This window comes from Luteimonas sp. 9C, assembly GCF_902506295.1.
GTDB lineage: Bacteria > Pseudomonadota > Gammaproteobacteria > Xanthomonadales > Xanthomonadaceae > Luteimonas.
In genome coordinates this window covers 1,088,258-1,102,071 of the sequence record NZ_LR733312.1, presented here as the reverse complement: position 1 = coordinate 1,102,071, position 13,814 = coordinate 1,088,258, and the positions used below count along the sequence as shown (strand labels likewise).

Genomic DNA, 13,814 nt, shown 5'->3' with positions numbered 1-13,814 from the left:
GACCTCACCCGCATCCCGTCCACGCGCGCGCTGCTGCGCGGGCATCGCCGCGGCGTGCTGCTCGCGGTGGCACTGATGCTGCTGACGCTGCTCGCGGGCGTCGGACTGCTCGGCGTGTCCGGCGCATTCCTGACCGGTGCGGCGCTGACGTACGGCGTGCTCGGCAGCTTCAATTTCTTCACCCCGTCGGCCGGCATCCGCGGGCTGACGCTGGCGCGCATCGTCTCGCGCTATCTCGAAAAGCTGTCCGGCCACGATGCGATGCTGCGCATCGCGCGCGATCTGCGCAGCTGGTTCTTCGCCCGTGCGCTGCGCCTGAGCCCGGCGCAGCTCGGCCGCCTGCGCACCGGCGATCTGCTCGCGCGCCTGCTCGACGACATCGATGCCGTCGATGGCCTGCTGCTGCGTGCGACCGGGCCGCTGCTGGCGTTGCTCGGCGTCGGTGGGTTCGGTCTGGGCATCGTCGCCTGGCTGCATCCGCCGAGCGCGGCATGGCTGGCGCTGGTCGCCGCCATGCTCGCGATCGTCGTACCCGGCTGCGTGGCCTGGCGACGGAGCGCCGAGGAGACGCAGCGGGCACAACGCCGCGCGGCGTTGCGCGCACGCCTGCACGAACTCTACGAAGGCCGCGCCGATCTGGCCGCGCTCGACGCGACCACGGGGTGGCTGTCGCGCGTGAAGGCCGAGGCGGACGACGTCGCCGCACTCGAGCGCGTACGCCGTCGCCGGCTGGCCGATGCGCAGGCGCTGCACGGCGGGCTTGCCGCGATCGGCCTGCTCGGGCTCCTGTGGAGCATCGCGAACGGATTCACTGCCGGCGTGCTGCCGGCGGCGCAGGCCGCGGCGATCTTCTTCATCGCGATCGGCCTGTTCGAGGCCTGGGCCGGTGCCGGCCTCGCGTGGCAGGCGCTGCTGGCCGCGCGCGCGTCGATCGCGCGTCTCGACGCGGTGGCCGGTGCACGGCCGGCGGTGGGCGACCCCGCGCAGCCGCTCGCGGTACCGGCGCATGGCGCGCTGCGCTTCGAGGACGTGACCTTTGCATGGGCCGACGACGGGCGTCCGGTATTGCGGGGTCTCGATCTGACGATCGCACCCGGCGAGCGCATCGCGATCAGTGGTGACAGCGGCGCCGGCAAGTCCACGTTGACCGCGCTGCTGCTGCGGAGCGCCGAGGCGCAGGCCGGGCAGGTGACCTGGGCGGGCATCGACCTGCGCGCGCTGGCGCAGGCGGACTGGTATGCGCGTCTGGCCTGGCTGCCGCAGAACGCGCCGGTGTTCGCCGGGCGCGTGCGCGACAACCTGGTGTTCGGCGCGCCCGATGCCGACGACGTCACGCTGTGGGCGATGCTCGCGCAGGTGCGGCTCAAGGGCTGGGCCGAGCGGATCGGCGGGCTGGATGCCTGGGTCGGCGAGTCGGGTGTGACGATGTCGGCCGGCCAGGCACGGCGTCTCGCACTGGCGCGCGCGCTGCTGCGACAGGCGCCGCTGGTGGTGCTCGACGAGCCCACCGAAGGCCTCGACCACGACACCGCCGACGCCCTGCTGCGCGAACTGCCCGCACTGCTGGCCGGGCGCAGCCTGCTGCTGATCACCCACGGCGCACTGCCGCCCGGCCTAGTCGACCGGCATCTGTGGTTGCGCGCGGGCCGCCTGCACGACGATCGCGGCACGCACGCATCCGTGTAGGCCGCGCTTGCGCGCGCTGGCGCGCTCCCGGAACGGCCGGATCGCGCGTCCGCAGGGCGGAATGCTGTCGCGGAGGGGACGCATTAGAATGTCCGTCTCCATCCGCATCACCGAAGAGCCTGCCCGCATGATCAAGCCCCGGACCCCGCCCGGCGTCATGGAACTGTTGCCGCGCGACCAGATCGCCTTCCAGCGCATGCTGGACACGATCCGCCGCACGTTCGAGGGCTTCGGGTTCCTGCCGATCGAGACGCCGGTGTTCGAGCTGTCGGAGACGCTGCTGACCAAGTCGGGTGGCGAGACCGAGCGCCAGGTGTATTTCGTGCAGTCCACCGGCGCACTCGAGAAGCAGTCCGAGGGCCTGCCGGAACTCGCGCTGCGCTTCGACCTGACCGTGCCGCTGGCGCGCTACGTCGCCGAGCACGAGCACGACCTCGCGTTCCCGTTCCGCCGCTACCAGATGCAACGCGTCTACCGCGGCGAGCGCGCGCAGCGCGGCCGCTTCCGCGAGTTCTACCAGTGCGACATCGACGTGATCGGCAAGGATTCGCTGTCGCCGCGTTACGACGCCGAAGTGCCGGCGGTGATCAGCGCGGTGTTCGCCGCGCTCGACATCGGCGAGTTCACGATCCAGCTCAACCACCGCAAGCTGCTGCGCGGCTATTTTGAAGGGCAGGGCATCGACGACGCGCGGCAGATGACCGTGCTGCGCGAGATCGACAAGCTCGACAAGCGCGGTGAGGACGCGGTGCGCGCGACGCTGACCGGCGAGGAATTCGGTCTGTCCGACGAGGTCGCCGAGCGTCTGCTCGCGTTCTCGCGCGTGCGCTCGACCGGCCACGACGATGCGCTGGCGAAGCTCGATGCGCTCGGCGCCGGCACCGATCTGTTCGAGGAAGGCCGCAACGAACTGCGCGACCTGCTGGGCCAGCTGCGCGCGCTCGGCGTGCCGGAATCGCGCTACGCGCTGAACCTGTCGATCGCGCGCGGTCTCGACTACTACACCGGCATGGTCTACGAGACGATCCTCGATGCGCACCCGCAGATCGGTTCGATCTGCTCGGGTGGCCGCTACGACAACCTCGCCAGCCACTACACCAAGTCGAAGCTGCCGGGCGTCGGCATCTCGATCGGCCTGACGCGGCTGTTCTGGCAGCTGCGCGAAGCGGGGCTCATCACGACCGCCGACAGTTCGGTCGACGTGCTGGTCACCTTGCTCGACGACGCCTCGCTGCCCGACGCGCTCGCGCTGTCGCAGCGCCTGCGCAGCAGCGGCCTCAATGTCGAAACCCAGCTGGAGCCGCGCAAGCTCGCCAAGCAGATGCAGTACGCCGATCGCGCCGGCATCCGTTTCGTCGTGATCCGCGGCGAGGACGAAGCCGCCAAGGGCGTGGTCGCGGTCAAGGATCTGCGCCGCGGCGAACAGTTCGAGGTCGCCGACGACGATCTGCCGCGTACGCTGCTGGTCGAGCGCGAGCAGGCGCGGTCGATGCCGTAAAGGTCCACCGCGGCGCGCCGCGCCGCGTTCGTGCTCCGGGAGGGAGACGCCCCATGAAATCCATTCGCCTCGACGGCCGCTCGCTGACACGCGCGCAGCTGGTCATGGTTGCGCACGGCGCGCCGGTCGCGCTCGACGACGGTGCGCTGGAAGGCGTCGCCCGCGCTGCAGACTTCCTCGCCGAGCAGGTGCGCCGCGAGGAGCCGATCTACGGTGTGTCGACCGGTTTCGGCAGCAACGCCGACCGCCTGCTCGGTGCGCGTCCGCTGCGCGACGACCTGCCGGGCGCGACGCCGTCGAACCGTTCGCTGCACGAGGAACTGCAGGTCAATCTGATCGTGACGCACGCGGTCTGCGTCGGCGAGCCGCTGTCCGCGGACGTGGTCCGCGCGATGCTGTGCATCCGCATCAACACGCTGCTCAAGGGTCATTCGGGTATTCGTGTGCAGACACTGCAGGCACTGGCCGCGCTGCTCAATTCGGGCATCGTGCCGGTGGTGCCGGCGCTGGGTTCGGTCGGTGCATCCGGCGATCTCGCGCCGTTGTCGCATCTGGCGATCGTGCTGCTGGGCGGCGGCGAAGCTTATCTCGACGGCGAGCGGATGCCGGGCGCCGAGGCGCTGAAGCGCGCGGGTCTTGCGCCGGTCACGCTGTCGTACAAGGAAGGCCTGGCGCTCAACAACGGCACCGCGCAGATGCTCGCCACCGGCGTGCTCGCGCTGCAGAAGCTCGACGCCTTGCTCGACACCGCCGATCTCGCCGCGGCGATGACCATCGACGCCTTCGCCGGTCGTCTCGGCGCGTTCGACCCGGACGTGCATGCTCTGCGCCCGCATCCGGGCCAGGTCGAGGTGGCCGCGCATCTGCGCGAGCTGCTCACGGGTTCGACACTCGCCGACATTCCCTATCACCTCGTGCCGCGCTTCCGTCCGTGGCTGCCGTCCAGCTGGGACACTCCCGAGGCGCAGGCACTGCGCTTCGACATCGGCTGGGACTGGGTGCCGAGCGACCAGCGCCACGGCCGCGAGAAGTTCTACACGCGCTTCCGCCCGTTCCGCGGCGGCAAGAAGCACCAGCCGCAGGACAGCTATTCGCTTCGCTGCATTCCGCAGGTGCACGGCGCCGTGCGTGACGCGGTGGAGCAGGCCAAGCGCGTGTTCGAGATCGAACTCAACGCGGTCACGGACAATCCGCTGGTGTTCCCGGACCGCGAGGCCGAGCACGTCGAGGAGAAGGTGATTTCCGCCGGTCACTTCCACGGCATGCCGCTCGCGCTGGCGATGAGTTACGTCAAGGCGGCGATTCCCGTGCTGGCGTCGATTTCCGAGCGCCGTCTCAACAAGCTGGTTGATCCGTCGACGAACGACGGTCTGCCGGGCTTCCTGATCGGCAACGAGGACGCGACCGAGTCGGGTTACATGATCGTGCAGTACACCGCGGCGGCGATCGTCAACGATCTCGCCACGCGCGCGCATCCGGCCAGCGTGTATTCGATCCCGACGAGCGCGAACGCCGAAGACCACGTGTCGATGGGCACCAACGAAGCACGCCACGTGCTGTCGATGGCCGACGATCTGGGCAAGGTGCTGGCGCTCGAGCTCTACACCGCCGCGCAGGCGCTGGACCTGCGCGTGGACATGATCAACGCCGCGCGCGATCTGGCGCGGCGCGGCGATGCCGAAGCGCTGGCGGCAAAGGTGCAGGGCGGTCCGGCGTCCGATCGCCCGACCCGCGGCGCTTTCGTCGACGAAGTGGAAGCGCTGCGCGCCGAGCTCGCGGCCTGCGAGCCGTTCCATCCCGGTGAGATCGTCGCTGCCGCGCACGCGATCGTGCGCCAGGCGATCCCCTTCCTCGATCGCGATCGCGCCCTCGACGGCGAAGTCGCCGCCGCGGTGAAGCTCGTCTCCAACGGTGCGCTGCTCGGTGTGCTGCCGCGCTGGCGCGTGCAGGCTCCGGGCAAGACGGCTTGAACCTGCCGCTGCACTTCGGCTGGCTGGGCGTGCTGGAGGCGGCGCTGATCGCGCTGCTCGTCGGCGCGATGTGTTACCTCGTGTTCCATTGGATCGGCGCACGCAGCCGCTGGGCGCACGGGCATGCGATCGGCTGGGGCAGTCTCGTCGCTTTGGCAATCGCGACCGGCATCGACGCCTGGCATCTGTTCTACATGGGCGTGGTCAAACTCGAATCGCCGGTCTATGCGCGGATCGCGCTGCAGAAGATCCACGACCCGAACTTCCTCGCCGCGCGGGTGTTCATGTCGTCGGTGGGTGCGCTGTGCGGCGTCGCCCTGGCCTGGATGGTGATGCAGGCGCGCAGACGCGCCGACTAGCGACCGTCCGGCACTGCCGCAGGCGCGCGCCCACGCGCGAAGGTGCGTTTCGGGCAAGTCCCACCGCGCGCAAGCGCGTGCCTTCAGAACGTCCCGACGCGATCCCGGGGTGGGCAGCTCAGGACGCACCCGTTGCGGCTGTCCGGTGGTGTGGCCTGCTCCGCCTAGGCGCCCGCCTGCCGGCCGCGCTCGATCCGTCGCAGGAAGACCGTCATCTCCTTCGCCGACTGCACGTCGCCGCGCCGCGCCGCCGCCTCGAGTCCCGCGCGCCAAGCGGCGTCCGCTTCGTCTACGCGCCCGCACGCCAGCAACGCCTTGCCCAGCAGCTTCCACGCCGCCGAGTAGTCCGGGTCGTGCCGCGTCGCCGCCTGCAGATGCGTCGCCGCCGCGTCCGGCTCGTCCGCCTGCAGGCAGGCGTTGCCGAGCCCGAAGCGCAACAGCGCATCGTCGCGTCCCGCATCGAGCAGCGCCTGCAAGCGTTCGCGCATGGGTCACCTGGGTGCGGAGGTTCGGCAGTGGATGGTCGCGGATCCGCGGGCGCTCCAGGTAGAACGCTGCGATGCGGCGCAGCGCGCAGGCGGCGCGATCCGCCGGGGCCGCCTGCGCCGGGACCACGGTATCGCAACGCAAGGTGTACGAGGCCCGCAGATCGGTTGACTTCGCGACGAATCGGCGTAATGTACTAGCACGCTATTACATTGATACGTTTACCGACGCACGTGAAGCAACGCCCCGAACCCCTGCCGGACCATGAAGCCAGCGCCTCGCTGACGGCGCTGGCGCGTGCGTTCGCGCAGCTGAAGTCGGCCGACGAGGTCGCGCGTTTTCTCGACGACCTGTGCACGCCGGCCGAGCTGGAAGCGCTGGTCGATCGCTGGCGCGTGGTCCCGCTGCTGCAGCAGGGCATGCCGTATCGCGAGATCCACGACCGCACCGGCGTCAGCGTCACGACCGTCGGCCGCGTGGCCCGCACGCTCGATCGCGGCGCCGGCGGCTACGCCATTGCGGCGCGCCGCGTGTCTCGCACCAACGAATCCCACTGAGGTCACCCCCATGAGTCCTGTGAACGGCGGCGCCACGCGCGATCGCCTGCGTATCGCCATCCAGAAGTCCGGTCGCCTGAGCGAGCCGGCGCGTGGCCTGCTGGCGTCCTGCGGTCTGTCCTGGCGCGAAAGCCGCGACAAGCTGTTCTGCTACGGCGAGACCCTGCCGGTCGACCTGCTGCTGGTGCGCGACGACGACATTCCCGGCCTGCTCGCCGATGGCGTCTGCGACTACGGCATCGTCGGCCGCAACGTGCTCGACGAGGTCGGCGCCGATCGCGCACTGCGTGGCCAGCCGCAGGTGTCGAAGGCGGTGCGCAGCCTCGGCTTCGGCGGGTGCCGGCTCGACATCGCGATTCCCGAATCCACCGAATGGACCGGACCGGCGCAGCTGCAGGGCAGCCGCATCGCCACCAGCTATCCCAGCCTGCTGCAGCAATGGCTGGATGCGAACGGCGTGGACGCGACCATCGTCAACCTGTCGGGTTCGGTCGAGATCGCGCCGCGCCTCGGACAGGCCGATGTGATCTGCGATCTGGTGTCGAGCGGCGCCACGCTGACCGCGAACCAGCTCAAGCCCGCGGTCACGCTGATGACCAGCGAGGCGGTGCTGGCCGGCCCGGTGACGCCATTCGCGGATGTCCGCGGTGAACTCGCGTCGCTGCTGCTGCGCCGTCTCGACGGCGTGCTGCGGCTGCGCGACAGCCGGCTGGTGATGTTCCAGTCGCGCCGCGACGGCGTGGATGCACTGCTCAAGCTGTTGCCCGACGCCGAGGCGCCGACGCTGCTGCAGGTCGACGGCAGCGATCGCGTCGCGCTGCAGGTGCTCTGCCACGGTGAGATGACCTGGCCGCGTCTCGAGGCGCTCAAGCAGGCCGGCGCGGCCGGTGTGATGGTGCTGCCGGTGGAGCGGATGCTGGCATGAACCCGCAGATCGAGACGACGCCCCTCGACGACGCGCTGCCCGCGATCGTCGACTGGTGCGATGCCGACGCCGATGCGCGCACCGAGCTGCTGCGCCGGCCCACGCAGACCGTGGCGACGCGGACGCGCAGCGCGGTTGCCGACATCCTCGACGACGTGCGCGCACGGGGCGACGAGGCCGTGCGCGAACTGACCGAACGCTTCGACCGCGTGGACCTGGACGACTTCGAGGTCGGCGCCGAGGAATTCGCCGCCGCCGAGGCCGCGGTACCCGCCGAGCTGCGTCGGGCCATGGTCAATGCCGCCGCGCGCATCGAGCGGTTCCACGCGGCCGGCATGACCGCCGGCTACAACGTCGATACCGCCGAGGGCGTCAATTGCGCGCGCATCGTGCGTCCGATCCCGCGCGTCGGCCTGTATGTGCCGGCCGGGACCGCGCCGCTGCCGTCGACCGCGCTGATGCTCGGCGTGCCGTCGCGGCTGGCCCGGTGTCGCGAGGTGGTGCTGTGCACGCCGCCGCGTCCTGACGGCAGCGCCGATCCGGCGGTGCTGGTGGCCGCCAGGCTCACCGGCGTGCACCGCGTGTTCAAGCTGGGCGGTGCGCAGGCGATCGCGGCGATGGCATTCGGTACCGCGTGCGTGCCCGCCTGCGACAAGTTGTTCGGCCCCGGCAACAGCTTCGTCACCGAGGCCAAGCAGCAGGTCGCGCAGGGCGGCACCGTCGCGATCGACATGCCGGCCGGTCCGTCGGAAGTGCTGGTGATCGCCGACGGCGGTGCGGACGCCGCGTTCGTCGCCGCCGATCTGCTGTCGCAGGCCGAACACGGTCCGGATTCGCAGGTGCTGCTGCTGTCCGACGACGATGCGTTGCTGGAAAAAGTCCGCGCGGAACTCTCCACGCAACTGGCGGCGCTGCCGCGCGCGGCGATCGCGCGCCAGGCGATGGCGCGCTCGCGGCTGCTGCGGGTGGATACGCTCGACACCGCGTTCGACATCAGCAACCGCTACGCGCCCGAACACCTGATCCTCGCGCTGCGCGCGCCGCGCGACTGGCTCGATCGCGTCGAGGTCGCCGGATCGGTGTTCCTCGGCGACTGGACGCCCGAAGCGCTCGGCGATTACTGCAGCGGCACCAACCACGTCCTGCCGACCGGCGGCGCGGCGCGGGCCTGGAGTGGGGTCAGCGTGTCGAGCTTCCAGAACACGGTCAGCGTGCAGTCGGCGAATGCCGCCGGCATCCGCGCGATCGGTCCCGATGCGGTGACGATGGCGCGCGCCGAAGGCCTCGACGCCCACGCGAACGCGGTCGCGCTCCGGATCGCGAAGGCGGCGGCATGAGCAGCGTGCGCGATCTGGTCCGCGAGGACCTGCGTGATTTCGCCGGCTATGCGTCGGCGCGCACGCAGCGGCTCGAAGGGGACGTCTGGCTCAACGCCAACGAGGCGCCACTGGCGAATCCCGGCGATGCCGGCGGGCGTTGCCGGCGCTATCCCTCGCCGCAGCCGCCCGAGCTGCAGGCGCGGCTGGCCGAGGTGTATGGCGTCGAGGTCGAGCAGCTGCTGATCGGCCGCGGCAGCGACGAGGCGATCGATCTGCTGGTGCGCGCGTTGTGCGTCCCCGGCCGGGACGCCGTGCTGGCGACGCCGCCGGTGTTCGGCATGTACGCGGTCAGCGCGCGGTTGCAGGGCGCCGATTTTGTCGAAGTGCCGCTGGTCGATGGCATCGATGGATTCACGGTCGATGTCGAAGCGGTTCGCACCGCGGCGCTCGCGCGTTCGGCCCGGCTCGTGTTCCTCTGCTCGCCGTCGAATCCGACCGGCGGTCTGGTGCCGCTGTCCGACGTGACCAGTCTTGCCGATGCGCTGGCGGGCCGTGCGGTCGTCGTCGTCGACGAGGCCTACATCGAATTCGCCGGCGCGGCCTCGGCCACGACCTTGCTTGCGACCCACGACAATCTCGTCGTCTTGCGCACGTTGTCGAAGGCGCATGCGCTCGCGGCTGCGCGTATCGGCGTGGCGATCGGCCACTCCGATCTGATCGCGGTGCTGCGCCGTTGCCAGGCGCCGTATCCGGTGCCGACGCCCTGCGCCGATCTCGCGTTGGCCGGTCTGTCGCCGGAGGCGCTCCCGCTCACGCAGGCACGTGTCATTGAGACCATCGCCGAGCGCGAGGCGCTCGGCGCCGCGCTCGCGACCACGCCGGGCGTGCGCCAGGTCTATCCGTCGGCCGGCAATTACCTGCTGGTCCGCTTCACCGATGCGGATCGTGCGTTCGCTGCGCTGCTGTCGGCCGGCATCGTCGTGCGCGACCAGCGCGCCGCGCCGCAGCTGGGCGACGCGCTGCGCATTAGTCTGGGCACGCCTGCGCAGAACGCGCGCGTGCTGTCCGCCCTGCAAGCTTTGGAGATCGCGGCATGAGTGCGCGCGGCAAGAAGATCCTGTTCGTCGACCGCGACGGCACCCTGATCGAGGAGCCGGCGGATTTCCAGATCGATGCCTTCGAGAAGCTGCGCTTCGTGCCCGGCGTGATCCCGGCGATGCTGCGGCTGCGCGATGCCGGCTTCGAGTTCGTCATCGTCACCAACCAGGATGGCCTCGGCACCGAGGGCTATCCGCAGGCGACGTTCGACGGCCCCAACGACCTGATGCTGGGCATCTTCGAAAGCCAGGGCATCGTGTTCCGCGAAGTGCTGGTCGACCGCAGCTGGCCGGCCGACAACGCACCGACACGCAAGCCGGCGCTCGGTCTGGTGATGCACTACCTGCGTGATCGCGGCATCGATCTCGACAATTCCGCGATGGTCGGCGACCGCGATACCGACATCCAGTTCGCCGACAATCTCGGCATCCGCGGCTTCAAGCTGCGCACCGCGCAGTTCGGCGGCGAATGGGACTGGGCCGGCATCGCGCACGCACTCTGCGATGCGCCGCGTCGCGCGACCGTGGTCCGCAATACGAAGGAGACCCGCATCCGCGTCGAACTCGATCTCGACGCCGCGACCGATGCACGCGTGTCGACCGGCCTGCCGTTCTTCGATCACATGCTCGACCAGATCGGCAAGCACGCCGGCATTTCGCTGGTGGTGCAGGCGCAAGGCGACCTGCAGATCGACGAGCACCACACGATCGAGGACACCGGCATCGCGCTGGGCCAGGCGCTGCGCGACGCGCTCGGCGACAAGCGCGGCATCGCGCGCTACGGCTTCACCTTGCCGATGGACGAGACCCTGGCGAGTGCGGCACTCGATTTCGGCGGCCGGCCGTATCTCGTCTTCAATGGCAGTTTCGTGCGCGAACGCGTCGGCGACATGCCGACCGAGCTGGTCGAGCATTTCTTCCGGTCGATCTGCGACTCGGCGGCGTTGAACCTCAACCTCAGGGTCGAGGGCGACAACGATCACCACAAGGTCGAAGCCTGCTTCAAGGTCTTTGCGCGCGCGCTGGGCCAGGCGGTGCGGCGCAGCGGGGATGCGTTGCCGAGTACGAAGGGGACGTTGTGATGCGCGTCGTCATCGTCGACGCCGGTGGCGCCAACACCGGCTCGGTGCGCTACGCCTTCGAGCGTCTCGACATCGAAGCGCCGCTGGTCACCGACGCGGCCAGCATCCGCGCTGCCGATCGGGTGATCCTGCCCGGCGTCGGCACGGCGGCGCAGGTGATGGCGCGGCTGCAGCAGCTCGATCTGGTCGAGGTCCTGCGGACGCTGGAGCGGCCGCTGCTCGGCATCTGCGTCGGCATGCAGCTGCTGTTCGAATCCTCGGAGGAGGGCGACGTCGCCGGTCTCGGCCTGCTGCCGGGTCGCGTGTCTCGCCTGCGCGGCGGCGCCGGTCTGCGCGTGCCGCACATGGGCTGGAGCACCCTGCGGGCCACGCGTCCCGACCCGCTGGTCGAAGGCGTCGACGGCGCCCAGGCCTATTTCGTCCACAGCTTCGCCGCGCCGGTCACCGGTGACTGCGTGCTGGCCGGCGATCACGGCGAGGCGTTCGCCGCTGCGGTGCGTCGCGGCCGCATTGCCGGTACCCAGTTCCATCCCGAGCGCTCGGCCGCCGTCGGCGCGCGCGTGCTGCGCAATTTTATTTCCCCCGCGTTCGAGGCCTGAGTCATGGCATTCACCGTCTATCCCGCGATCGACATCCGCCATGGCCGCGTCGTGCGCCTGGCGCAGGGCGATTACGCGCAGGAAACCCGCTACGGCGACGATCCGCTGGCGCAGATCGAAGCCTATGCCGAGGCCGGCGCCGAGTGGCTGCATCTGGTCGATCTCGACGCTGCGCGCGAAGGCGGCTACACGCTCGCGCCGCTGCTGGCGCGCATCCGCGCCGATACCGGGCTGCGCGTGCAGACCGGCGGCGGCGTGCGCACCGAGGACGACGTGCGCCGCATTCTCGACGCGGGCGCCGAGCGCGTCGTGGTCGGGTCGCTGGCCGTGCGCGAGCCCGCACGCGTGCTGCAGTGGATCGAGACCTTCGGCGCGGAGCACGTCACCGTCGCGCTCGACACCCGCCAGGGCCGTGATGGCGTCTGGCATCTCCCGGTACACGGCTGGACCGAAACCGCCGACGCCACGCTCGACGTGCTCGCAGTGCGTTATGCGCAGGGCGGCCTGCGCCATCTGCTGAGCACCGATATCGCCCGCGACGGCATGCTGTCCGGCCCGAATCTCGATCTCTATGCGCACCTCAAGGCGCTAGTGCCGACGCTGGAGGTGCAGGCATCGGGCGGCGTGCGCGAACTCGCCGACGTGCGTGCGGCCAAGGCGCAGGGCTGCGGCGGCATCGTGCTCGGCCGCGCCCTGCTCGAAGGCCGCCTGGGCGTCGCCGAGGCACTGGCATGCTGAGCCGCCGCATCATTCCCTGCCTCGACGTGCGCGAGGGCCGTGTGGTCAAGGGCGTGCGGTTCCGCGATCACGTCGACATGGGCGACATCGTCGATCTCGCACTGCGCTATCGCGATGCGGGCGCCGACGAGCTGGTGTTCTACGACATCTCGGCCAGCCCGCAGGGTCGGTCGGTCGACCGCGGCTGGGTGGAACGCGTGTCGCGGCTGATCGACATTCCGTTCTGCGTCGCCGGCGGCATCCGCGATGTCGAGACCGCGCGCGCGGTGCTGCACGCCGGCGCCGACAAGATCTCGGTCAACACGCCGGCGCTGGAACGCCCCTCACTGATTTCCGAGCTTGCGGAGGCCTTCGGCGTGCAGTGCGTCGTCGTCGGCATTGATTCGATCCGCGAGGTGGACGGCGAATGGCGGGTGCGCAGCTACACCGGCGATCCCGACCGCACCCGCGAACTGCCGATCCGCACGCTCGACTGGATCGCCGAGGCCGTGCGTCTGGGCGCCGGCGAGATCGTCCTCAATTGCATGGACAACGATGGTGTGCGGACGGGCTACGACATCGCCCAGTTGCAGGCCGCGCGCGCGGTGTGTCCGGTACCGCTGATCGCTTCTGGCGGGGCCGGTGCGCCGGTACACTTCGCCGCCGCCTTCATCGAGGCCGATGTCGACGGCGCGCTCGCGGCCAGCGTGTTCCACAGCGGCCGCATCGCCATCCCTGCGCTCAAGCGCGAACTGGCCGACCAGGCCATCGACATGCGACTCCAATGACCCAGCCGCAGGACGACACCCCCGCCATCGCCATCGCGCCCGAGGCCGAGGCGCTCGACTGGTCCAAGGGCGATGGCCTGCTGCCTGCCATCGTGCAGGACGCCGCCACGCTGCGCGTGCTGATGCTCGGCTACATGGACCGCGACGCGTTCGCCGAAACCCTGCGCCGCGGCGAGGTGACGTTCTTCAGCCGCAGCAAGCAGCGCCTGTGGACCAAGGGCGAGCAGTCCGGCCACGTTCTGGAACTGGTGTCGATGGAGATGGATTGCGACGCGGACACGCTGCTGGTGCTGGCGACGCCGCGCGGTCCCACCTGCCACCTGCAGCGACCGAGCTGTTTCCCGACCGCACCAGCCGGCGTGCTCGCCGAACTCGACGCGCTGATCGAGACCCGCGAGCGCGAGCGCCCCGAGGGCAGCTACACGACCCGGCTGTTCGACGGGGGCATCCGCCGCATCGCGCAGAAGGTCGGCGAGGAAGGCGTCGAAACCGCGCTCGCCGCGCTGGTGCAGACCGACGAGGACCTGCTGGGCGAAGGCGCCGACCTGCTGTACCACCTGATCGTCCTGCTGCGCGCGCGCGGGCTGTCGCTGGCCGACGTCGAGCGTGTGCTGACGGCGCGGGGCAGCTGAGGCGCGGAGCCGGGTGCGGCATCGAGCGAATCCAGACCCTCGATGACCTGTTCCGTCGCCCACAGGCCGAACGACGACGTCGTTCCGAAGCCCCATGAC

At 70.3% G+C, this 13,814-nt stretch carries 14 protein-coding genes; 13 read left to right on the top strand and 1 reads right to left on the bottom strand.

What is annotated here, in order from left to right:
* The first annotated feature begins 12 nt into the window (after window positions 1-12).
* The 4 genes from cydC to CURTO8I2_RS04790 all read left to right on the top strand — a co-directional run bounded on the left by cydC (window position 13) and on the right by CURTO8I2_RS04790 (window position 5,513).
* Window positions 13-1,686, top strand: a complete 1,674-nt coding sequence (gene cydC / locus CURTO8I2_RS04805) for a thiol reductant ABC exporter subunit CydC (RefSeq protein WP_255475800.1) — start codon at window positions 13-15, stop codon at window positions 1,684-1,686.
* A 127-nt stretch (window positions 1,687-1,813) separates the two neighbouring features.
* A complete protein-coding gene (gene hisS, locus CURTO8I2_RS04800) occupies window positions 1,814-3,184 on the top strand; it encodes a histidine--tRNA ligase (RefSeq protein WP_159679132.1) in 1,371 nt (456 codons plus the stop codon).
* A gap of 53 nt (window positions 3,185-3,237) precedes the next feature.
* Entirely contained in the window at window positions 3,238-5,154 is a 1,917-nt protein-coding gene (locus CURTO8I2_RS04795; protein WP_159679130.1) for an aromatic amino acid lyase, read from the top strand.
* The gene (locus CURTO8I2_RS04790) at window positions 5,151-5,513 is read left to right on the top strand and encodes a hypothetical protein (RefSeq protein WP_159679128.1); all 363 of its coding nucleotides are present in this window, start codon (window positions 5,151-5,153) and stop codon (window positions 5,511-5,513) included. The genes CURTO8I2_RS04795 and CURTO8I2_RS04790 overlap by 4 nt, the downstream gene beginning before the upstream one ends.
* Window positions 5,514-5,677: 164 nt before the next feature.
* Here CURTO8I2_RS04790 and CURTO8I2_RS04785 read toward each other — a convergent pair whose 3' ends face one another.
* Window positions 5,678-6,001: a tetratricopeptide repeat protein gene (locus CURTO8I2_RS04785; protein WP_159679126.1), complete on the bottom strand. Its 324-nt coding sequence runs from the start codon at window positions 5,999-6,001 to the stop codon at window positions 5,678-5,680.
* Window positions 6,002-6,232: 231 nt separating this feature from the next.
* On the opposite strand from CURTO8I2_RS04785, the gene CURTO8I2_RS04780 reads away from it, so the two are divergent.
* The 9 genes from CURTO8I2_RS04780 to hisIE are packed head-to-tail and all read left to right on the top strand — an operon-like array spanning window position 6,233 to window position 13,715.
* Complete coding sequence (locus CURTO8I2_RS04780; protein WP_159679124.1) at window positions 6,233-6,556, top strand: YerC/YecD family TrpR-related protein; 324 nt, start codon at window positions 6,233-6,235, stop codon at window positions 6,554-6,556.
* A 10-nt stretch (window positions 6,557-6,566) separates the two neighbouring features.
* Window positions 6,567-7,481, top strand: coding sequence for an ATP phosphoribosyltransferase (hisG, locus tag CURTO8I2_RS04775; protein WP_159679122.1), 915 nt, complete (start codon window positions 6,567-6,569; stop codon window positions 7,479-7,481).
* The gene (gene hisD / locus CURTO8I2_RS04770) at window positions 7,478-8,818 is read left to right on the top strand and encodes a histidinol dehydrogenase (protein ID WP_159679120.1); all 1,341 of its coding nucleotides are present in this window, start codon (window positions 7,478-7,480) and stop codon (window positions 8,816-8,818) included. The genes hisG and hisD overlap by 4 nt, the downstream gene beginning before the upstream one ends.
* Entirely contained in the window at window positions 8,815-9,897 is a 1,083-nt protein-coding gene (hisC, locus tag CURTO8I2_RS04765) for a histidinol-phosphate transaminase (protein WP_159679118.1), read from the top strand. The genes hisD and hisC overlap by 4 nt, the downstream gene beginning before the upstream one ends.
* A complete protein-coding gene (gene hisB, locus CURTO8I2_RS04760) occupies window positions 9,894-10,979 on the top strand; it encodes a bifunctional histidinol-phosphatase/imidazoleglycerol-phosphate dehydratase HisB (protein ID WP_159679116.1) in 1,086 nt (361 codons plus the stop codon). The genes hisC and hisB overlap by 4 nt, the downstream gene beginning before the upstream one ends.
* Entirely contained in the window at window positions 10,976-11,578 is a 603-nt protein-coding gene (gene hisH / locus CURTO8I2_RS04755) for an imidazole glycerol phosphate synthase subunit HisH (protein WP_159679114.1), read from the top strand. The genes hisB and hisH overlap by 4 nt, the downstream gene beginning before the upstream one ends.
* A 3-nt stretch (window positions 11,579-11,581) precedes the next feature.
* Window positions 11,582-12,316 (top strand): 1-(5-phosphoribosyl)-5-[(5-phosphoribosylamino)methylideneamino]imidazole-4-carboxamide isomerase, encoded by a 735-nt coding sequence (hisA, locus tag CURTO8I2_RS04750; RefSeq protein WP_159679113.1) that lies wholly within the window; start codon window positions 11,582-11,584, stop codon window positions 12,314-12,316.
* A complete protein-coding gene (gene hisF / locus CURTO8I2_RS04745) occupies window positions 12,310-13,083 on the top strand; it encodes an imidazole glycerol phosphate synthase subunit HisF (protein ID WP_159679111.1) in 774 nt (257 codons plus the stop codon). The genes hisA and hisF overlap by 7 nt, the downstream gene beginning before the upstream one ends.
* On the top strand, window positions 13,080-13,715 hold the full coding sequence (gene hisIE, locus CURTO8I2_RS04740) for a bifunctional phosphoribosyl-AMP cyclohydrolase/phosphoribosyl-ATP diphosphatase HisIE (protein ID WP_159679109.1): 636 nt from the start codon (window positions 13,080-13,082) through the stop codon (window positions 13,713-13,715). The genes hisF and hisIE overlap by 4 nt, the downstream gene beginning before the upstream one ends.
* The last annotated feature ends 99 nt before the right edge of the window (window positions 13,716-13,814 follow it).

What these genes read in the sequence shown, in the direction of transcription:
- hisS (WP_159679132.1), top strand. Translation starts at nt 1,814, where the DNA reads ATGATCAAGCCCCGGACCCCGCCCGGCGTCATGGAACTGTTGCCGCGC.
- CURTO8I2_RS04795 (WP_159679130.1), top strand. Translation starts at nt 3,238, where the DNA reads ATGAAATCCATTCGCCTCGACGGCCGCTCGCTGACACGCGCGCAGCTG.
- CURTO8I2_RS04785 (WP_159679126.1), bottom strand. Translation starts at nt 6,001, where the DNA reads ATGCGCGAACGCTTGCAGGCGCTGCTCGATGCGGGACGCGACGATGCG.
- hisG (WP_159679122.1), top strand. Translation starts at nt 6,567, where the DNA reads ATGAGTCCTGTGAACGGCGGCGCCACGCGCGATCGCCTGCGTATCGCC.
- hisD (WP_159679120.1), top strand. Translation starts at nt 7,478, where the DNA reads ATGAACCCGCAGATCGAGACGACGCCCCTCGACGACGCGCTGCCCGCG.
- hisC (WP_159679118.1), top strand. Translation starts at nt 8,815, where the DNA reads ATGAGCAGCGTGCGCGATCTGGTCCGCGAGGACCTGCGTGATTTCGCC.
- hisB (WP_159679116.1), top strand. Translation starts at nt 9,894, where the DNA reads ATGAGTGCGCGCGGCAAGAAGATCCTGTTCGTCGACCGCGACGGCACC.
- hisA (WP_159679113.1), top strand. Translation starts at nt 11,582, where the DNA reads ATGGCATTCACCGTCTATCCCGCGATCGACATCCGCCATGGCCGCGTC.
- hisF (WP_159679111.1), top strand. Translation starts at nt 12,310, where the DNA reads ATGCTGAGCCGCCGCATCATTCCCTGCCTCGACGTGCGCGAGGGCCGT.
- hisIE (WP_159679109.1), top strand. Translation starts at nt 13,080, where the DNA reads ATGACCCAGCCGCAGGACGACACCCCCGCCATCGCCATCGCGCCCGAG.